Source organism: Bacillus sp. LB7 (assembly GCF_030449715.1).
GTDB classification, from domain to species: domain Bacteria; phylum Bacillota; class Bacilli; order Bacillales; family Bacillaceae; genus Bacillus; species Bacillus paralicheniformis.
On the sequence record NZ_JASGCA010000013.1, the window covers coordinates 50,274 to 69,668 of the forward strand.

The 19,395-nt window shown below is 47.8% G+C and carries 19 protein-coding genes and 1 pseudogene; 11 read left to right on the forward strand and 9 right to left on the reverse strand.

The features are described 5' to 3' along the window. Positions 1–55: 55 nt before the first annotated feature. From QMZ64_RS16525 to QMZ64_RS16535, 3 genes are read right to left on the reverse strand one after another with little or no spacing between them, the layout of a single operon-like run. Positions 56–475, reverse strand: a complete 420-nt coding sequence (locus QMZ64_RS16525) for a DUF2000 domain-containing protein (RefSeq protein WP_243943787.1) — start codon at positions 473–475, stop codon at positions 56–58. After that, entirely contained in the window at positions 472–1,380 is a 909-nt protein-coding gene (locus QMZ64_RS16530) for a DMT family transporter (RefSeq protein ID WP_265624987.1), read from the reverse strand. Before QMZ64_RS16530 ends, QMZ64_RS16525 begins: the two co-directional genes overlap by 4 nt. Beyond that, positions 1,377–2,213 (reverse strand): AraC family ligand binding domain-containing protein, encoded by an 837-nt coding sequence (locus QMZ64_RS16535; RefSeq protein ID WP_265624986.1) that lies wholly within the window; start codon positions 2,211–2,213, stop codon positions 1,377–1,379. The genes QMZ64_RS16530 and QMZ64_RS16535 overlap by 4 nt, the downstream gene beginning before the upstream one ends. A gap of 115 nt (positions 2,214–2,328) precedes the next feature. Between QMZ64_RS16535 and QMZ64_RS16540 the strand changes: the two genes are divergently transcribed. Then, on the forward strand, positions 2,329–2,742 hold the full coding sequence (locus tag QMZ64_RS16540; RefSeq protein WP_301441477.1) for a hypothetical protein: 414 nt from the start codon (positions 2,329–2,331) through the stop codon (positions 2,740–2,742). 62 nt (positions 2,743–2,804) lie between these two features. After that, positions 2,805–3,272, forward strand: coding sequence for a helix-turn-helix transcriptional regulator (locus QMZ64_RS16545; protein WP_265624983.1), 468 nt, complete (start codon positions 2,805–2,807; stop codon positions 3,270–3,272). A 123-nt stretch (positions 3,273–3,395) separates the two neighbouring features. On the opposite strand, the gene QMZ64_RS16550 is transcribed toward QMZ64_RS16545, so the two are convergent. Then, positions 3,396–4,430 carry a helix-turn-helix transcriptional regulator gene (locus QMZ64_RS16550; protein WP_301441478.1) on the reverse strand — a complete coding sequence of 345 codons (1,035 nt, stop codon included), beginning with the start codon at positions 4,428–4,430 and terminating at the stop codon, positions 3,396–3,398. 111 nt (positions 4,431–4,541) lie between these two features. Here QMZ64_RS16550 and QMZ64_RS16555 point away from each other — a divergent pair, with 111 nt between their 5' ends. From QMZ64_RS16555 to QMZ64_RS16575, 5 genes are all read left to right on the forward strand, one after another. Beyond that, positions 4,542–5,234, forward strand: coding sequence for a class I SAM-dependent methyltransferase (locus QMZ64_RS16555; protein WP_265624981.1), 693 nt, complete (start codon positions 4,542–4,544; stop codon positions 5,232–5,234). Then, positions 5,231–6,346: a saccharopine dehydrogenase family protein gene (locus QMZ64_RS16560; RefSeq protein WP_265624980.1), complete on the forward strand. Its 1,116-nt coding sequence runs from the start codon at positions 5,231–5,233 to the stop codon at positions 6,344–6,346. Before QMZ64_RS16555 ends, QMZ64_RS16560 begins: the two co-directional genes overlap by 4 nt. A gap of 18 nt (positions 6,347–6,364) precedes the next feature. Beyond that, the gene (locus QMZ64_RS16565; protein WP_301441479.1) at positions 6,365–7,420 is read left to right on the forward strand and encodes an iron-containing alcohol dehydrogenase family protein; all 1,056 of its coding nucleotides are present in this window, start codon (positions 6,365–6,367) and stop codon (positions 7,418–7,420) included. A gap of 145 nt (positions 7,421–7,565) precedes the next feature. After that, positions 7,566–9,272 (forward strand): methyl-accepting chemotaxis protein, encoded by a 1,707-nt coding sequence (locus tag QMZ64_RS16570; protein WP_301441480.1) that lies wholly within the window; start codon positions 7,566–7,568, stop codon positions 9,270–9,272. A gap of 18 nt (positions 9,273–9,290) precedes the next feature. Continuing rightward, on the forward strand, positions 9,291–10,355 hold the full coding sequence (locus QMZ64_RS16575) for a sugar ABC transporter substrate-binding protein (RefSeq protein WP_265624977.1): 1,065 nt from the start codon (positions 9,291–9,293) through the stop codon (positions 10,353–10,355). A gap of 38 nt (positions 10,356–10,393) precedes the next feature. Here the strand turns inward: QMZ64_RS16575 and QMZ64_RS16580 are convergent, their stop codons facing one another. Together QMZ64_RS16580 and QMZ64_RS16585 are read right to left on the reverse strand one after the other, a co-directional pair. Next, positions 10,394–11,161 (reverse strand): SurA N-terminal domain-containing protein, encoded by a 768-nt coding sequence (locus QMZ64_RS16580; RefSeq protein ID WP_265624976.1) that lies wholly within the window; start codon positions 11,159–11,161, stop codon positions 10,394–10,396. 154 nt (positions 11,162–11,315) lie between these two features. After that, positions 11,316–12,080 (reverse strand): sulfotransferase family 2 domain-containing protein, encoded by a 765-nt coding sequence (locus QMZ64_RS16585; RefSeq protein ID WP_265624975.1) that lies wholly within the window; start codon positions 12,078–12,080, stop codon positions 11,316–11,318. 344 nt (positions 12,081–12,424) lie between these two features. Here QMZ64_RS16585 and QMZ64_RS16590 point away from each other — a divergent pair, with 344 nt between their 5' ends. After that, positions 12,425–13,312 (forward strand): Vgb family protein, encoded by an 888-nt coding sequence (locus QMZ64_RS16590; RefSeq protein ID WP_265624974.1) that lies wholly within the window; start codon positions 12,425–12,427, stop codon positions 13,310–13,312. Between the two features lie 35 nt (positions 13,313–13,347). Here the strand turns inward: QMZ64_RS16590 and QMZ64_RS16595 are convergent. From QMZ64_RS16595 to mmuM, 3 genes and pseudogenes are all read right to left on the reverse strand, one after another. After that, positions 13,348–13,727, reverse strand: a pseudogene (locus QMZ64_RS16595) (DUF2512 family protein). 26 nt (positions 13,728–13,753) lie between these two features. After that, positions 13,754–15,208 carry an S-methylmethionine permease gene (gene mmuP / locus QMZ64_RS16600; protein ID WP_265624973.1) on the reverse strand — a complete coding sequence of 485 codons (1,455 nt, stop codon included), beginning with the start codon at positions 15,206–15,208 and terminating at the stop codon, positions 13,754–13,756. Next, entirely contained in the window at positions 15,208–16,155 is a 948-nt protein-coding gene (gene mmuM / locus QMZ64_RS16605) for a homocysteine S-methyltransferase (protein ID WP_265624972.1), read from the reverse strand. Before mmuM ends, mmuP begins: the two co-directional genes overlap by 1 nt. 209 nt (positions 16,156–16,364) lie before the next feature. Here mmuM and chbG point away from each other — a divergent pair, with 209 nt between their 5' ends. The 3 genes from chbG (at position 16,365) to QMZ64_RS16620 (ending at position 19,390) form a co-directional block, all read left to right on the forward strand. Then, positions 16,365–17,105 carry a chitin disaccharide deacetylase gene (chbG, locus tag QMZ64_RS16610; RefSeq protein ID WP_265624971.1) on the forward strand — a complete coding sequence of 247 codons (741 nt, stop codon included), beginning with the start codon at positions 16,365–16,367 and terminating at the stop codon, positions 17,103–17,105. Between the two features lie 13 nt (positions 17,106–17,118). Continuing rightward, a complete protein-coding gene (locus QMZ64_RS16615) occupies positions 17,119–18,492 on the forward strand; it encodes a PTS transporter subunit EIIC (RefSeq protein WP_265624970.1) in 1,374 nt (457 codons plus the stop codon). Between the two features lie 121 nt (positions 18,493–18,613). Further along, positions 18,614–19,390 (forward strand): MerR family transcriptional regulator, encoded by a 777-nt coding sequence (locus tag QMZ64_RS16620; protein ID WP_265624969.1) that lies wholly within the window; start codon positions 18,614–18,616, stop codon positions 19,388–19,390. Positions 19,391–19,395: the final 5 nt, after the last annotated feature.

The following is a 19,395-nucleotide window of genomic DNA, read 5'->3' on the forward strand; positions in this document are numbered from 1 at the left end:
TAAAAAAATACGGAAATTGACTCCTTCACTAGCGAAGTCAATTTCCGTATCTCATTTATCTCAACAGCCCCAAGCTTCCTGTCAGCCGCGCGACTTTTTTCTTGTCGCCGCAAACGCCGATTCCAAAATAGCGGTAATCGGAAGCTGCGGTGCTTTGAAATGTTTCAATATATGCTTCATATGTATGAATGCCTTGTGCGACATCGGTGAAATCGACCGTCAGAATATCGTTGAATTCGTCGGTCAACAACTTTTGTCTTAATTGATGAAGCAGCTCGGCGTTGCCTTTTAAAATGGGGATTGGAAGTTTGACGATACCCAAATGGTCGATTCCCGAGCCGTCCGTCACATTTTCTCCGAGCAGGCCGGGTTTGTTTTTGCCGAGTGCAGCCCCCAGGATTGCAGCTGTATTGGCAATTAACCCGAGCGGCAGGCTTTCATCGATGATCAGTGCGCATTTTGTTTCTTCTATCAAATTTGTTCCTCCTTCAGCTGCGGTTTTGGTTTTGTTTCAGAAATATAAAGACCGGCCAATGTGAGCGCTCCTCCGCAAAAAGCAACCCATGTCAGTTTTTCTTGCAGAATGACGACGGATGCGGCAATGGTGATGACGGGTACCATATAGATATAAGCGCTCGTTTTTACCGCCCCAAGCACACCGACCGACCAGTTCCATGTCACAAAGCAAAGCGCAGATGCGCCCGCACCTAAGAACAGGATATTCAGCCAATTGGCGGGGGAGGCGAAAGGGCTTGCGTCGAAGCGGAAATCAAACAGAAACAGAGCGGGAACCATGAATAGCAAGCCGTACAGAAAGATCCGCTGTGTGCATTGGATTGTATGATAACCGAATGTGCTGATTTTTTTCATCAAAATCGCATATGCCGCCCAGACGAATGCGGAGGCAGCAGCAAGAATGTCGCCGAGCGGATTCAGCTTGAGCATGATTTGTCCGTTAAAGAAAATGAGCGCAAGTCCTGTAAAAGCGGCGGCGAATCCAATGAAGAAGCGGGGCTCCAGCCTTTCGCCCGAAAGGAAAAAATGCGCCAATACCGCGGTGATCATCGGAATAACCGCGACGATCATGCCGGCGTTTGAGGCGTAGGTAAGGGTAAGCGCGATGTTTTCCAACAGAAAATAAAGCGTCACCCCGCATAAGCCTGCTCCCGCAAACAGCGCTTCTTTCCTCCAGCTCCGGAATGTCAGCACATGCGGATGCACCATAATCAGTACGATCAATCCGATGAGAAACCGGTAAAACAATATATCTACGGGCGCAAAATCCTCGAGCAGCACCTTTGTCGAGACAAAAGTGGTACCCCAGATGATGATCGTGATGACAGCTGCGAGGTGTCCGGCGGTTTCGCGTCTTGTCTTCATCCTTTGATCTCCTGCCTGTCATATTCAAAGATTTTCATATATTGTTTCGGCGTCAGCCCGACCTGCCGCTTGAAAAATTTCGTCATATGGCTCTGATCGCTGAAGCCTGTTTGGAAAGCGGCATCGATTGGTTTTACGCCTTCTTCCAACAGCTTTTTCGCATGATTGATACGGACGGTTTCCAAGTAGCTGTAGGGAGAAATTCCTTTCTGCTTCGTAAACGACCGCAGGAGGTGATACTTGCTCCAGCCTGTCAGCTTGCTTAAATGTTCAAGCGTAATGTTTTCCTGGTAATGGGATTCCAAATAACCGCACACCGCTTTGACTTCGTCGGACGGTTCAGGCGCATTTTCGAGAAACGCGACATCAGAATACGTTCGAATCAACTCCTCGAGAAGGTTGAGGAAAAGCTCCTCTTTTTTCAAGGCTTTTTCTTTCTGCAATATTTGAATGTGAAGCTCCTTCAAGCTGGCGTTCAGCTCATGACGGAACAAGACATTTTCCGTGAAATATGGGAGGCTGTCGGTCCCGGTGATCTCCTTCACAAATCTTCTCATAACATCAGACATCACATTTATGCAGCGATAATCGAGCGCCTTTCCGTCAATCTGCTCGCAACTGTGCGTGTCATAAGGATTGAAAAGCACGAGATCGCCCTGATTAATGATGTATTCTTCTCCCTTGCAAAGCAAATAGCGCTGCCCCTTCTCGATAAAACCAATCACAAAATACTCGTGAAAGTGATTCGGAAACTTCTGCATAATGCCTTTAAAGCGGTAGGCTTCAACATTCAGATCAGGGTCCAGAAAAAGCGTGCGGGTTTCATTTCGCATGTCGGGCCTCCTTGGTGTGATGATGTTTAAGTTTATCATGTTTATGGGAGATTTCTTGTATGATGTTGCTTAATGAAAAAAAGGATACAATGGAAGAAAAAAAGAGGTACCCAAAGTGAAAAAGAAATGGATTGCATCAATTGCCTTCACGATGATACTGGGCATCGGCATCACGATTTACTGTCTGTTTTTTGAACATAACAAGCTGAGTGGAGTGACTTCAAACGGGGAATGGGAAGTCTCTTATTCTAAAGAAAGGGAAGAGCAATATTGGAATGGCTATGTTTCGAAGAAAACGAGTGAAGATGCGGAGTTAAAGAGAGTCGTATTTTTTGTGAATGGAAAAGAGATGGTTCATTACGAACAGGATGAACAAGAGGAAAGCGCAGCGCATTCTGATACAGACAATGTTGTCTGGCTGGGTGATGCCCCTGAAAAGAATGAGCAATTTGAAGCTGTCGTGGAATGGAATCAGAATGGTGAAGATCATAAGGAGAGGGTTATACTGACAGCAACTACAGGGTCATAAAAATTGATCCAACGTTCTTTTTAGTGTAATATTACACTAAAAAGAACGTTGGAGGTTCCTCCATGGATAAAGAATACATAACCGAACTTATTTCTTCTAAATTAAGATTAATCCGTGCGGAAAGCGGCTATACACAGGAGAAAATGGCGAACGTGCTCGGGATGTCGAAGAAAACGCTCGTGCAAATTGAAAAGGGCAGGTCGGCAGCGGGGTGGGCGCATGTTGTCGCGGTATGCGCGCTTTTTCGGAACAGTGAAGTGCTGCAGGCCGTGCTCGGGGATGAGCCCCTCGAGGTGGTGGAAACTGTCGCTCATCGAAGCATCGACAGACCAAAAGGGAAGACGCTTGGCGGAAAAGTGTGGTGGCGGGACTTTGAGAAAAAAGGAGAGTTCCGCCTTCAGCAAAACTTGATTTCTCACCATTACCGCATTTTGGATTCGTATGACGACCTATGGTTCAGCACGTTTGAAAAACAGGATGCTGTGGCGCGTTTGGACGAGCTGTTAAATGAACAGGACGGGGTGGAATGAAGAAAAAGTTAAGTCCTCTTGAATTTGCTGGTTTTCATTCCTCCAAGACAAGACATAGTGAAAAACACTTCGTTGCTTGTCTGCGGAATCGGACGTGAGAACAGTTTTCCACCTGCCTTATTCTCACTCCAGCACATCATCAAGCAGCTTCCACATCAGCTCCCTCCGGTTTCCTGCGCCCGTCTTCAAAAAAATCGATTTCAAGTGGTCTTGAACGGTGTAAGCCGATATATGCAATTCGTCTCCGATGGCTTTTGTTGAAAGTCCGCGGATGACCCGGTAAACGATGTCTTTTTCCCGGTCGGACAGGCTGTAGGCTTCTGCTATCAGCGGTATGGTTTCTGCCGGTGAGGCAGGCTCGAATGAAACGGCGATCTGGCCTGACGGGCCAAAGCCGTCTAAACGGCTCGCTTTAATGGATAGGCAGGAATGGCCCGGAATCGAGATGACCGTTTTTGCCGGATCGGCAGTTTCGGCCGCTGCCCGCGTGCAGACTGCCCGGACAGGTCTCGGCACGGCATCGCTGCCGATGCTTTCCCAGCCGCGCAAGATGTTCAGCCAATGGAGGGCCGCTCGGTTGCATGACAAGGGCTGCAGGTCTTCCGACAAAATCAGAATGCCTCCGACATGTTTCATGTGAAACACGTCTTTTTTTGACAGATGGTGTCTGAATTGCTGAAGGTGTCGGCCGATAAGCGGTGCGAGTGAAGCAACCTTTTCTGTAAACAGCGGCTGTCCTCTTTTCCTCAGCAGGGTAAGGTATCCCCAGCACTCCCCCTTGCTGAGCAGAACGGCGCGCAATTCATCTTCATAGCCTGCCGGCCCAAGAATGTTGCTGTAGCGCTTGCTTTGCCGGAAGTCTCCTTTGACCGATTCGCTTAATATAGCCGCTGTCTGCCGTGTCTGAATTAAGGCTGCAAATTGATTCACATCCTCCTCCGTGTACTCAAGCTCGAATAATTGCGGATGGATCGCTTCAATTTGATCGTCTGTGACGGCTCCGATGGACAGTAAGGTCTTGGGGTCTACAGCTGTGCAGCATGATGCGTCAAACGGGATCGCCTGTTTTAATGCAGACAGCATGGCTTCGATATATTGGGGCGAAGAACGGGATGTGCGCTGCAGTTCGTTCAGTATGTCTTTTAACGGCCGGTTCATGGCGGTCCTCCTCTTTAAAAATCCCAAGTTTAAGGGATGGTGGTTTGCTGAAACTCCTTTATAATTGAGAACAATTCTTAATTAATTTTACTAAAAGGAGAACGGCTTGTCATGAACATGGACTGGAATCATCCTGATGTCTATCAATACGAAAAAAAAATCCCTTTAAAAATCCCGTGCTATGAAATGCTCTACGATATGATGGATCGCTTGTTGACGGTCCGGATTTCTGAAGATGCGGCTAATGTGATGGTCGTCGGGGCCGGGGGCGGGCAGGAGCTCGTGACGCTTGCAAAAAGGCACCCGAATTGGTCATTTACAGGAGTCGATCCGTCTGCCAGCATGCTCGGTTTGGCGAGAAAAAGGCTGGAGCTCGCCGGAATTCAGCTTCAAGCCGATCTAATTGAAGGAGAAGTACAGCAGCTTGAGTGCGGATTTCAATATGATGCTGCGACATGCATGCTTGTGCTTCACTTTGTCCGCCATAAGCTTGAATTTTTGCAGCAGATCGCCTCACGATTGGCGGATGGCGCTCCGTTTTTCATGGCGGCCATTCAAGGCGACATGACGTCAGAGACATTCAAGTGGCAGATGTGTGCCTGGAAGGAGCATATGCTTGCAGGCGGGATTTCTGAACAGGGATGGGAGAGCTTTTCCGCTTCAATCGGCAGCCGCTCTCATCCGGTGCCGGCTTCAGAGGTGGAGGATCTGCTCGGCAAAGCAGGCTTTACAAACGTAACGAGATTTTTCAGCGCTTATGTAATCGACGGCTGGTTTGCTGTGAAGGGAGGCGGCAAACAATGAAGAAACATATTGTCGTGATCGGCGGGTACGGTCATGTCGGCGCCCAAATCTGCCGGAGGCTCGGAGAAAAATATCCGGGCCGTGTGTACGCTGCCGGAAGAAACTTGGATCGCGCCGAGCGTTTTAGTCAGAAAACGGGCGGCCAAGTGAAGCCGATGCGTTTCAGCAGAGATGCACCGGCTGAGTGGGATTGGCTCAAGACGACAAAGCTGGTGATCGTGTGCATCGATCAGGAAAACACTGAGTTGGCAGAGGCTTGTCTGGCGAACGGCGCGGATTATATCGACATTACGGCGAACGGTTCATTTTTGGCGCAGCTTGAACAGCTGAATGACGAAGCATGCCGCGGCACAGGACTATTAAGCGTCGGCCTGGCTCCGGGGCTTACCAATTTACTTGCGCAGAAAGCCGCCCAAGCTCTCGATGAAACGAGCCGGATTGATATTGCGATCATGCTCGGTTTAGGTGACAGCCACGGAAAAGCGGCGATCGAGTGGACAGTTGACCATCTGAATACGGTGTATGATGTGAAAGAAAATGGACGCTTGATGGAAGTCAGCAGTTTTACAGACGGCCGGCGGACAAACTTCGGCGGACGATTGGGGCGCCGGACAGCGTACCGGTTTCCTTTTTCAGATCAGGTGACATTGCCAGGCACATTAGCCGTCCCTTCTGTTTCTACTCGGCTTTGTTTTGATTCAAGGCCCGCCACCGTGCTGATTGCCGCCATGCAAAAAATCGGCGCAGTCAAGCTCTTAAACAATAAGGGAATTCGAAATCTGGCGGTCCGTCTGCTGGGGGCGCTCAACATCGGATCGGCGCAATACGCGGTAAAGGTGGATGCTGAAGGGTTGAAAAACGGCCGGAGCGCCGGGACAGGCATCGCGCTGTTCGGCGAAAATGAATCATTCATTACCGCACAGACAGCCGCTGCAGCCGCGTCCGCTTTGTATACCGGAAGCTTTCCGCACGGAATATTTCATTTGGAACAGCTGTTTGAGCTTGAATGGGAAGGAAGAGAGTCTTGCTTAAAGGAGAAAGAAACCGGTGAGCGGTTTGTGATATCGTTTGACATCTTGTTAGAAAGTGAGATGATAAATTTTAGAAAATAATAGAAGGAGTGGGGAAATATGCAGCCTGAAGATATTGTCAGAAGCGGTCCGAACCAATACGTTTGCAGAGAGGGGATCGCAAAAGAACTGCCGTCATTTGCGAATGCATTCGAACGTCCCGTCATCATTACTGGAGTCAAATCGTTTAAAGCTTTTACGAGTTATACGACGCCTCCAAACAATTGGAAAGTCGTTCAGCATACGGGCTGCAGTTCCCTAAATAAGATTAAAAAAGCAGCAGAAGAAGCAGAATCGGCAGATGTCATCATTGGGATAGGCGGGGGAACCGTCTTAGATACGGCGAAGGCAGCCGCCGATTTGTTGGACATTGAAGTCATGACGATTCCGACGATCCCGGGAACATGCGCGGCAAGCACGCCGTTAAGCGTCATCTATGATGATGACGGCAACTTTTCGGGCGTTCAATATCATAAGCGCTCCAGCTATTTGACGCTGGTCGATCCGCTGCTTATCCTCTCTTCGCCGGTCGCTTATGTGAAAAGCGGTATCGGTGATACGCTTGCGAAATGGTATGAGGCCGAAGCGATCATCAGAAATACGGCCGATTCGCTTTCCATCATGGTTCAGACAGGGCTGAGGCAGTCTGTCTATATTCGGGATATTTTGTTGACAGAAAGCCTGAAAGCCATAGAAAGTCTTGAAAAAGGCGAATCCTCCTCATCTTTCGCAAATGTCCTCGAAGCGGTCATCGCGCTGGCTGGCACAGTAGGCGGATATGCGGGCCGCTATGGCAGAATGGCCGGAGCCCATGCCATTCACAACGGCTTAACGTTCATCCCCGAAACCCATCGTGTGCTGCACGGCCAAAAGGTAGCCTACGGAATACTCGTGCAGCTTGCTTTAGAAGGGCGGACAGATGAAATCGCCGAACTCGTTCCCTTTTATGAAGGGCTCGGTTTTCCGAGAAGACTTAGCGATTTAGGCATTTTAGAAAACGTTGAAGAGGCAAAACGGACCATCGCCGCCCATGCCGTGCGTCCGGATGAATCTTTATGTTTGATGGGATCTTTTCATGAAGCTGATGTGATGGCGGCTATAGAGTCGCTCGAATAAACCCGGGTTTATACGCCTTTGCACTATTCAAAGGCGTATTTTATTTTTTTGTAAACAGGGTCTTTATCACTATATTTTTGTAAAAAAATTTCATCCGCTGCCGATATAAATAAAAAATACTTTGCTTGAAAGAAGGGGGAGCAATGTGAAAAGCCCGAGATGGAACAATATCACAATCGGCGGCAAATACGGCATTATTTTCTGTGTGATGTTAACAGCGTTTTTAACATCCGTTTTGATTACATATGGTCTGTTACATGATACGAGCCAGACGGTTCAGGATACGAAATCGAAAAATGAAACGGCTGTTCAGTCGGCAAAGCTGATGTCCCTATATCAAAATAAATATTTGCACATTCCGGAGTACATCATAAATGCCCAGGATGAAAAATTGACCGATTATATGAAGTACAGCCAGGAATTTGCCGATACGGCCAAAAAGCTGAAAAAAGAGCTGCATTCAGATGAGCAGCTTGACATGTTTGATCAAATTATTGAAAACAATCATTCACTGGATGAGTACTTTTTCAGCGAAATTGTCCCAAATGTGCAGCAAATCAACACTGAGAAATTTTTAACCCTTCAGAAAAAAGCGAACAAGCTCAAAGAGGAGACGATGACGTTAGGCGAAAATCTGAAAGAAAACGCTGTCAAATCCAATGTTGACTCGATTGGACAAGCCCAATCCAATATGACGAAAACCATTTATATTTTAGGCGTCTCAATCTTGATTTCGGCGATTGTGTCAGCAGGACTCCTGATCATTGTCAGCCGGCAGATCAAGAAAAATCTGAAGCGAGTTGTGGCAGCAAGCGAAGAAATTGCAAAGGGTCATTTGAATTTTGAAGCCCTTGATTACAAAGGAAAAGATGAAATCGGGCAGCTTTCGCAAGCGGTGAATCATATGGGCGGAAGCCTGCGTGAGATGATCGTCGAAGTATCCGGGATCGCAGCCGAAGTCGATAAGCAATGTCTCACGTTTACGAGCGTCTCGGCTGATGTTAAAGAAGGAAGCGAACAGGTCACTGTCACTGTTGAAGAATTGGCAAACGGCGCCACGAATCAGGCAAATGAAGCGGCCAATATTTCTGAGCAGACACAGGAGCTCACCGGGCAGATTCAGCACGCTCATGAAAGCGGCGAAACGCTGGCCCGGTTTTCAAAAGAAGTGCTTCACGTGTCTGTCGACGGCGACAAACAGATGGCTCAGTCATTGCAGCAAATGAATGTCATCAATCATGTAATGGAGGCATCCGTAGAAAAAGTCAGTGTTCTGGAGGAACAGACACAGTCGATCCACAAGCTTGTAGAAATGATAACAGGTATGGCCGAACAAACGAATTTGCTCGCCTTAAACGCGTCCATAGAAGCGGCAAGGGCCGGCGACGCCGGAAAAGGGTTTGCCGTAGTAGCCGGCGAGGTGAAAAGACTGGCCGAAGAAGTGAAAAGCTCTGTCGGCAGCATCACCGAAATCGTCACGGCGATTCAAACCGAAACATCTTCCATGGCCGGTGATTTAAAAACCGGTTTTTCCGAAGTTCATAAAGGCAAAACCCAGATTGAGACTTCCGGCCGGTATTTTTCAGAGATTAAAGATAAAGTGACGGACATGACTGACCGTGTGTCGGACATTTCGGAGGCATTATCGCATTTCAGACGTTCAAGTGAGGAGATTAACGGCTCGGTCGAGCATATTGCGGCGATTTCCGAAGAAAGCGCGGCCGGTTCTGAAGAAATATCAGCGTCCGTGCATGAACAAAGCGGTTCGATTGAAAAGATGGACGAAAGCGCAAGGCTTCTGGGAGAGATGGTTGAACGAATGAATGTGATGATCAAGCGGTTTAAACTCTAAACAGAATGGGGGGTTTTAATGTTGTCGATATATGTGAAAAGAGGGTTGTTGGCACTTGCGCTGTTTAGTCTCCTCGCAGCTGTTGCCGGGTGTTCATTCAATTCTGCTGAAAAAAGCGCCAACCGTGAAGAAAAAGTAAAGCTGATTGCCGACTCCGACAAATTGTACGTCGGTTTTGCCATCGATACGCTGAAGGAAGAGCGCTGGTACAAAGATAAAGAGGCGTTCGAGAAAGAAGTCAATAACCTCGGCGGAGAAGTCAAGACGCTTGCCGCTAACGGAAATAAAGAAGTTCAGATTCAGCAGGCCGAGCTCTTGATCAGCGAAGGGGTCGACGTGCTTGTCGTTGTACCGGCAAATGCGGATGCTGCGGCGGAAATCGTGAAAAAGGCGCACAGCGCCGGTGTAAAAGTGATTTCGTATGACCGGCTGATTCGAAACGCGGATGTTGATTATTACGTTTCATTTGATAACGAAAAGGTCGGGGAACTGCAGGCGGAAGCGATTGTAAAAAAAGCGAAGAAAGGGAACTTCGTATATATCGGCGGGTCGTCTCTTGACAACAATGCGGTCTTATTCCGAAACGGCGCCATGAAAGTGCTCGAACAGTTGAAGCAGCAGGGGAAAGTCAAGGTCGTGCTTGACGAATATACGAAAGACTGGCTTCCTGAAGAAGCGAAAAAGAACATGAAAAAAGCATTGAACAAGACGAAGGATATCGACGCCGTCATCGCCGCCAATGACGGTACGGCTGGCGGGGTGATCGAGGCGCTGCAGGAGGCGGGCCTGGCCGGAAAAATTCCGGTGTCCGGACAGGATGCGGAACTTCAAGGCGTCCAAAGAATTGTGAACGGTACCCAGACGATGACCGTTTATAAACCGATTCCCGCGCTCGCCAAAAAAGGCGCTGAAATGGCTGTTCAAGTGGCGAAAGGCGAAGCGATTCAAACCGATACAACCGTAGAAAACGGCAAAGCCAAAGTACCGGCGATTTTACTTGAGCCGTATGCCGTTACAAAAGGCAATATCAATGAGACTGTGATCAAAGACGGCCATCTGTCCAAAAAAGATATTGATAAATAAAACGAAGTCAGCCATCCGTTACAGGATGGCTGACTTTGTTAAATTTCCACTTTCACATCGGCGCTTTTTTTCAGTTTTTCAACCTGCTGTCCGAGTTTTTCCTGTCTTTTTTGCTGTTTGAGCATGTCTTGGATTTGCTTCTTGACGTCGTCAAACGCAGGTGTGTTTTTCTGTCCGCTGTCTTTTTGCTGTGCGGCAAATTGATCATAGTAATCTTTGATTTCTTTGTCTGTGACCTGATCTGCCGGCAGTTCTTTGTCAATATATTTTTCTGTTTTGATACTGTCGGCAATGTCGCTTTTCAGCGTGTTCATGTTTAAGCCGGCTTTTCTGACCGCTTCCTCAAAATCTTGATCGTTTTTATACTGCTTTTTGCTTTCGTCCAGCTGTTTTTCAATTTCTTTCTCAGATGCTTTGTAGCCTTTTTTGTCCGCTTCTTGGGTAATTAAAGCCTGTCCGACAAGGCTGTCGATCGCCTGCTTTTTGATTTGCTGTGCCGCATCTTTTGAAGTCGGATCCTGTCCTGTTTGCTGATACTGCATTTGTGCGGTTGATAATACGCTGTTATAGTCCTTGCCTGTGATCTTTTCATCGTTAACGACAGCCACTGTTTTTGTTTCATCGACCTTTTGCTGATCAAGTTTTTTCTGCATGGCTTTCATTTGCTTTTCTTGATCCTGCTGCCCGCTTTGGGCTGTTTTCGCTTGATCTTTTGTCTGGGATTGCTGATCATCATGATTTGAAGCGCAGGCGCCCAACACGACAGCCAATAATCCGATCATGAGAGATGATATGCCTTTTTTCATAATATATCTCCTTTCTTCAAACAGAAGTGATTCTTAAAATGACCTTTAGTGGGCATTCTAAACGATCGTCTCTGAAAAAGAAACCATTTGGAATCAATTTTCCAAAATGTAATCGAATTGAAAGGAGATCGTAATGTGATGGCCGAGTTCCAGTTTACTTGATATGCTTCGAATCAAAGCCGTAGACTTCGAAGTCCTTCGCAAAAATCTCCTGCACCAACTCTTTTGCTTCGTCATTGTAAAAGCTCTCAAAAGTCGGTAACACCCAGTCGAAGGTTGACATGGTGAATACGGTGTCCGCGAACTTTCCTTTTTTAAGCATAGTATCGGAAAGATGGTGCGGTGATTTCGACAGCTGGGTTATCGGAGATTTCAATAATTTGTATTTGTTTTCAATCTCTCTGATTTGCGCGCTGAATTGCTCGAGGTAAATATAATTGGTGACAAACTCTTCTTCTCCTTCGAGATACTGAAGACCAAGGTGCCGGTCAATGGCGCTGATATCCGGCCCCAAATCTTTTAAATGATGCAAGAATTGGGTGAAAGACAGCCCTGTATTCATGTCACTGTTGAACAGACAGATAAAATTCGGGGAGCAAATCGCCGCCAGAAAGGAACTGACTGCTCTCCGGAAAGGGTTGCGCACAAGCTTGTAAGTGTCCTTTTTTCCCTCTCTTAATTCTGCCAGAAGATCCTTCACATAATCCGGCTGCTGCGTATAGATCGTATTTCTGTAGTGATGAACCTCCCCCGCGCATCTTCGGCCAACATCTTCAAGCAGCCCGTTTTGGAAAAAGAACCAGCGATTCAGCGTCGTGCAGCCGCTTTTTGGAATCCAGAACAGAATAATAGGAAAATCTTTCGCAAAAAGAGGGGTATAAAGGTAAATCAAGCGATTCAGTCTCTCATCTTCAAACATGCAGAACACATCCACTTCTTTCTTGGTTTTGGTCCGCCCTGAGACAGCGGTTGCCTTTATACACCAAAGTATGCCGTCGCCAATGAATTGATAGGGCGATAATATGAATATATTTCAAAATGATAAGATCCGGCAGATGATTCCTTATTGAACCATATATAGAAAAATAAGTTTATGCTTTGGGGCAATCTTATGATACGAGAGCATGCCTGTACAGTTTATATTTAATGGAACTTTCTGTTTCACTGCCTGCTCTGCCTGAGGTAACATGAAAATGAGAAAAGCCTGGGAGCGTTCTGAAAGATCAGATGCTCAAGGAAAATGGAATAAAGGGAGGATCGCTCATGCAGATTCGCATGTCTGAATATCACGTTCCCGACCCCGAATCGGGTCCGTACGGGATCGCTGTATGTGCAAACGGGCGCATTTGGTTTACTGAACAAAAGGGAAACCGGATCGGTATGCTCACAGAGTCCGGGGGTTTCACCGAATATACGATTCCGACGAAGAGCGCAGGCGCCTCGATTATCACTTCCGGGATTGGCGGTGAGCTATGGTTTACGGAGTATAAAGCGGGGAAAATCGGAAAAATGACGCCTCAAGGGGAAATAACCGAGTATGCCCTTCCTCCAGGTACTGCCCCGTTTGGGATCACCGTAGGCTGTGACGATGCCATATGGTATACCGATATGGCCGCACATCAAATCGGCAGGCTGTCATCTTCAGGCGAAATAACGGAATATAAACTGCCCAAATTGGGAGCCTTCCCGTCATTTATTACAAGGGGAGCAGACGATGCCCTCTGGTTTACACAAAATCAAAGCTGTTCCATCGGACGAATAACGGCAGATGGAGACATCAGCGAGTATCCGCTTCCTGGAGAACAATCCGGACCGGTTGGAATCACTGCTGGCCCGGACGGAGCTTTGTGGTTTACAGAAATAAACGGAAATCAAATTGGGCGAATAACGGTCTCAGGTAAGATCAGCGAATACCCGCTTCCGACAGCCAATGCCCGACCGCACGCGATTACCCCCGGCGGTGACGGTACCCTGTGGTTTACGGAATGGGGTGCGGGTCAAATCGGCCGCATTACAGTCAACGGAGATATTACGGAATATCCAATCCCGACGGCCGATTCTGAACCGCACGGGATAGCGGCCGGACCAGCCCAATCGATCTGGTTTGCAGAAGAGTGCGGCCGTATTGGGAAAATTTCTATTCTTGATTAAAAAACGTCCAGTTTGCTGGACGCTTTTTTTATATATTATTCCGTTCTCGTTTCCATTCTGCGGTTGGGCGAGCCAAGGCCTTTATTCATCAAGTAAAAATGGAAAATGTATTCTCCGATTGCCATAGCGCTGCTGCAAAAAACGCGGCCAATGCAGCGGTGCTTGCAGCCGTTCCCATCGCAAGAGCCATCAGCCAAACGACAAGAAAAGCGACGCCTAAATCGGCTAAAGTGGCCGTGATGTTATTGGTCTTCGGCAAAATAAACAAATCACCCAGCAAATAGGATACCGCGCCAAGAACAATCGTGATGAAGAGGGTGTTTTCAAAACTGAAATTAAACCCGAGCCCGAGAATAAGATACAGAATCACAATCGTCATGATGCCTTTGATGGCAAGGGCTTTCACATGTTCCATAACAATTCGCTCCTTTATACGAGATTTTAGTTTTTCTTTTCCTCGTATTCAGAAAACGAAACATGAAAACTTGCTTCTTTAACGGGCTCAGACGGATTTCCGCTATTCTTTCGGTTTCTTGCATAGTAGATGATATAGCATAACGCCATAAATGGCACGCCGCAAAAAAGGGCGATTCTTTGGTTCGGATCAAAGGCAATGCCAATGCAGGATGCCAGACATAGTAGAAAAGCGGCAATCGGTACTGCCGGATAAAGCGGTGTCCGGTATTTTAAGCCGTCTGCGGTGTTTCCTTCAGCCAAAAAGCGTCTGCGGAACATGAACTGCGAGGCTGCAATGCTCATCCAGACGGCAACAACGGCAAAGCCTGAAATCGACACAAGAACGATATAGACGGAATCAGGCGCAAAAACGCTGGAGAGCAGCGACAGAATGCCGCCGATCATACTGAAAATCAGCGCGTTCAACGGGATTCCCCGTGAAGTCAGCTTTTGAAAAACGGGGTGTAACGTTTTTTCTTTTGACAGTGACCAGAGCATCCGGGAGCAAGCATACAAGCCTGAATTGGCCGCGGAAAGCAGAGCCGTCAATATCACAAAATTCATAATGTCGGCCGCGTATGGAACACCGATACGGTCAAAAACGACGACAAACGGGCTTTTGATCACACCGGCTTCGTTGACAGGAATGAGGCATGAGAGCACGAAAATCGTTCCGATGAAGAAGAGCACCAGTCTCCAGAGTGTTGTCTTGATCGCTTTTGGAATGTTCTTTTCCGGTTCGGCGCTTTCTCCGGCGGCAATCCCGATCAGCTCCGTACCCGAAAACGCAAAATTCACGGAGAGCATCGCCATAAAAATTGGAAGGAAACCGTTCGGAAAGAGCCCGCCTTCTCCTGCAAAATTTGAAAGAAGCGGTGCCGAGTCTGTATTTTGTATCGGGATAATGCCGAATATCGCCGCTCCCCCTAAAATAATAAACAATATAATGGCAAGCACTTTAATGCTCGAAAACCAAAATTCGGATTCGGCAAAAAATCTCACTGAGACAGCGTTGAACACGAAAATCAGTACAGCGAAAATCGCGCTCCACATCCACACCGAAGTATCGGGGAACCAGCGCTGCATTAATAACCCGGCAGCGGTAAATTCCGAACCCAGCGCGACAGCCCAGGTCAGCCAGTAAAGCCAGGCGACGGTGAATCCGGTGCCCGGCCCGATGAATTTGGAGGCGTACATATGAAACGATCCGGTGACAGGCATGGCGACCGATAGTTCGCCGAGGCAGAGCATGACAAGGTAGACGATCAGAGCCCCGACTAAGTAGGCTAAAATCGTTCCGGCAGGACCCGCCTGTGAGATCGTATAACCGGAACTTAAGAAAAGGCCCGTGCCGATAACGCCTCCCAAGGAGAGCATGATCAGGTGTCTCGTTTGCATTTTTCTTTGAAAGTTCTGACGATTGCTGTTTGACTGTTCCATCATACCTCCAGCTTTCTCGCCCAGTCGGCGACGGCTTTTATGTCTTCAGGTGTTGTTCTGCAGCAGCCGCCGATCAGCTGTGCCCCTTGGTTATACCAGCTGCGGGCGCTTTCTCCGAAGGAAGCTTTGCATGCCGCACCATGCCATGTTTTTGTCTCCGGATCATACTGTTCACCGGAATTCGGATAGACGATAATCGGTTTAGCAGTATGCTTTTTGATGTCGCCGATGAGCGAAGAGACATGCTCCAGCCGCGTACAGTTTACGCCTACTGCCGCAACCTGGTCATGCTGATCGAGCCATTTCGCGCATTCGCCGGCTTTCGTGCCGTCGCTGATATGACGTCCGTCTTTAGCGCTGAAACTGATCCACGCATGTGTGTCAGGGAATTCTTTCAATAAGCGAACGATTGCTTTTGCTTCTGAAAGGCACGGTATTGTCTCACAGGCCAAAATATCGGCGCCTGCATCGATTAAAGCGCCCATTCGCCGCCTGTGAAAATCGGCCAATTCGTCTTCTGTGACGTCATAATCCCCACGATATTCGGAACCATCCGCTAAAAAAGCGCCGTAAGGGCCTACTGAAGCGGCTACAAACGGTTTGGGCCGGCCTTCGCGGTTTTCCGGCACCGCCCAAAATTCATCGCGTGCTTCTACAGCAAGACGTACAGACTCCCGGATGAGGTGGAGCGCTTCTTGTTCACTGAGGCCGCGTTTTGTGAAACCCTCAACCGTCGACTGATAGCTGGCTGTAATCGCGCAATCGGCGCCCGCACGGAAATAATCGAGATGCACTTGTTTGATAAGCTCTGGGTTTTCGATGAGCATTTTCGCAGACCACAGGCTGTCATTCAAATCACAGCCGTATCGTTCAAGCTCGGTGGCCATCGCGCCGTCAAGTGTGATGATAGGAAATTGTTCTAAAATCGATTGGATCGGATTTGTCATCTCATTGTTGAGGATCTGTCGTTCGAGACCCCGGCCTCCTTTTTTAGAGTTTTTAAAAATATATGAAAAATAGTTTAAAAGACTTCAGTAGCTTTTGTCAATCTACCAAAAATTAATTTTTACTAGTCACTTTTGTCGTTTTCTATTTATGGTAAAACGGTCCGTCTTCGCATATTTTTTAAAAAAGACTGATAAGGGGTATTGGCTGGATGAAAAAACTGATTATCAATGCTGATGATTTTGGATATTCAAGAGGCGTGAACTACGGAATTATTGATGCTTATAAGCTGGGGATTTTAACATCAGCGACGTTCATGACAAATATGCCTGGCGCAGGTCATGCGGCCCGGCTGGCTCGCGAATCGCCCGGACTCGGAATCGGCGTACATTTGGTGCTGACCTGCGGCAGGCCGCTTTTGTCTGACCACAGGACGATCGTCGATGCAAAGGGGAATTTTCGCAATCTCGCATTTTATCAAGGTGCTTTTACAATTGATGCTGATGAAGTATACCGCGAGTGGAAAGCGCAGATTGAAACATGCATCAACATGGGCTTGGAACCCGATCATTTGGACAGCCACCATCACATCAACGCTTCCCCGGGCATCTCAGACGCATTTTTGACGCTCGCCCAAGAGTATCGTCTGCCTGTCAGGCGCAATATGGAGAGTACCGTGATCACGGAAAAAGGAGTGAAAACAACAGACTCTTTTTCACCTGTCCTCGAAGCGGCTTTAAAGGACGAAGAAGCCGTCTCTGAACTATTTGAAGAGCATGATACCGTGGAGGTCATGACCCACCCGGCATACCTCGATAAGGAGCTTTTGACGAACTCTTCTTATACTTATCCGAGAGTCGATGAACTTGAATTTTTAACCGATCCGGACGTTGTCATCCGTTTGAATAAGCTTGCCGATGTTCAGCTCGTATCATTTAGGAATTTGACATAAGGAGAATGCCGGAATGAAACATATTCTTCAGCTGCTGGGAAAGTCTTTGCTGATTCCGATTACCGTTCTTCCGATCGCCGGCCTCCTGCTGCGGCTTTCTGCGGAAGATATGCTGAATATACCGCTTTTTCAAGCGTCAGGCATAATATTGAACAATATGGAGGTCCTGATCGCGATCGGCATCGCCATGGGCTTTGCCCGTTCAAAAGATAAAGGGATTCCTGCGCTGACAGGATATTTGGCGATTACCGTATTAAAAGAGGGGCTCGGCATCTTGAATCCCGACCTTGATATGAGCGTCTTTGGCGGGGTGCTCGCCGGCCTGATGGCGGCTTTCATTTATAACCGGTTTCAACATACGAAACTGCCAAGCATGTTTTCTTTTTTTGGCGGAGAGAAGTTTCCGATTACAATGATCGTATTGGTGACGATTCCGGTGGCCGGCTTTTTTTCGATCGTCTGGCCTTATGCAGAAGCGGCGATCGACACTTTTAGCCAGTCGCTTGTAGATCTTGGCGCTTTCGGGGTGTTTGTGTTCGGATTTCTGAATCGGTTTTTGCTGCCGTTCGGCCTTCACCATGTCATGAATACGTATATTTATTTTGGGCTTGGGCGCTATGAGACGGCATCCGGAGAAGCGGTGACAGGGGAAATTACGCGGTTTTTGAATGGAGACCCGACAGCCGGCTACTTTCTCGGCGGCTTTTTTATCACGATGATGTTCGGCATTCCGGCGATCGCTTTGGCAATCGCGCATGCGTCCAGAACGAGAAAAAAGGAAACGAAAGCGCTCATGTCTTCCGGAGCAGCCACATCGCTGATCACCGGGATTACGGAACTGGTTGAATTCACGTTTTTATTTACTTCGCCTTTATTGTACTTTCTTCACTCGGTCTATACGGGGCTTGCCGGAGCGGTGCTCTGTTTGCTGGGGATTCGTCACGGCTTCTCATGGGGAGCGGGCGCCATCGATTATTTGCTGAACCTTAATTTATCAGACGGCGGATTATGGATCATACCGGTCGGCCTTGCCTTTTTTGCTCTCTATTATGTTACGTTTTACTTTGTGATTATAAAGCGAAACATTCCGGTGATCGGAAGGGAACAGGAAACGCCTGAAGGAAACCGGCTGCATCAGTCGATGGCCGCAGGCATTCTTAAGCATATCGGCGGCCGTGAGAATGTCGTGACTTGCGAAAACTGTATAACCCGTTTGCGACTGAAATTAAAAGACACGTCCTTGGCGGATGAAGCGCAATTAAAGCAATTAGGAGCGCACGGTGTGATCAAAATTGACCGGCATCATATCCAGATTGTGATCGGAACGGATGCTGGGAATGTGAAAAGAGACTTGCAGAACTTGATCGAGGAGACTCCGCCGGATTAAAAACTGGAGTTGATTGTTCCGTACCTTTTGGGGGAAATCTCGAATCTGCGAAAAATAAGCTTGCACCTCCAGCAGCGTGAGGCTTTATGATGGATATAAATCGTCAGTTGGAGGGGATTTCATGGAGAAAGATGGGTATTATTCAATCGGTGTTTTTTCAGAAATGACAGGGACATCCGTTCGGACGCTCCATTATTACGATGAAATCGGCCTGTTAAAGCCTGAAAAACAGCCGGGAACAGGCCGCCGTTTCTACACAGACAGAGATGCGAGAGATTTGCAGAAAATCACATGTTTTAAGTTTCTGGGGTACAGTCTTGAACAAATTCGCGCTTTCATGAAGGATGCATGCTTCGATGCCGGTCTGATTGAGGCGCTGCAGAAGCAGAAAAAGGCGCTGGAGGAGAAAAAGGAGCATATTGAAACAGGGCTGAAAGCGATAAACAGGACAATCGGTCTTCTGGAGGAGGAAGAGGAAATCGACAGTTCTGTTTTCATGAGCCTGCTGAACAGCATCCAGACTGAGAAGGAGCAGCGCATATGGCTTGAACAGCAGGTGTCCAAACGTTTTGCCGATGATGTATTCGGCAAATCAGAAGATGAGATGGCCAAATTGGATCAAGAGTATATTCGTTTATCTAAAGAAGCCAAGCGGCTCATGGGAAAACCGGTTGATGACCCCGAGGTGCAGGAAATGGCGGACCGGTATATGAAGACGAGTTTGGAATTTATCGGGGAGGACGTTCTGTCGGCTTTAGGACAGATGGAGACAATCGAATCACAGCAGCTGGCAGAGAAGTTTTCTTCACCTTTTACAAAAGAAGAGGAAGCGTGGCTGCAGCAGGTGTTCGAATATTACATGATTCACAACGATTTCTGTCCCGAAGACGGCCGATGAAAAAA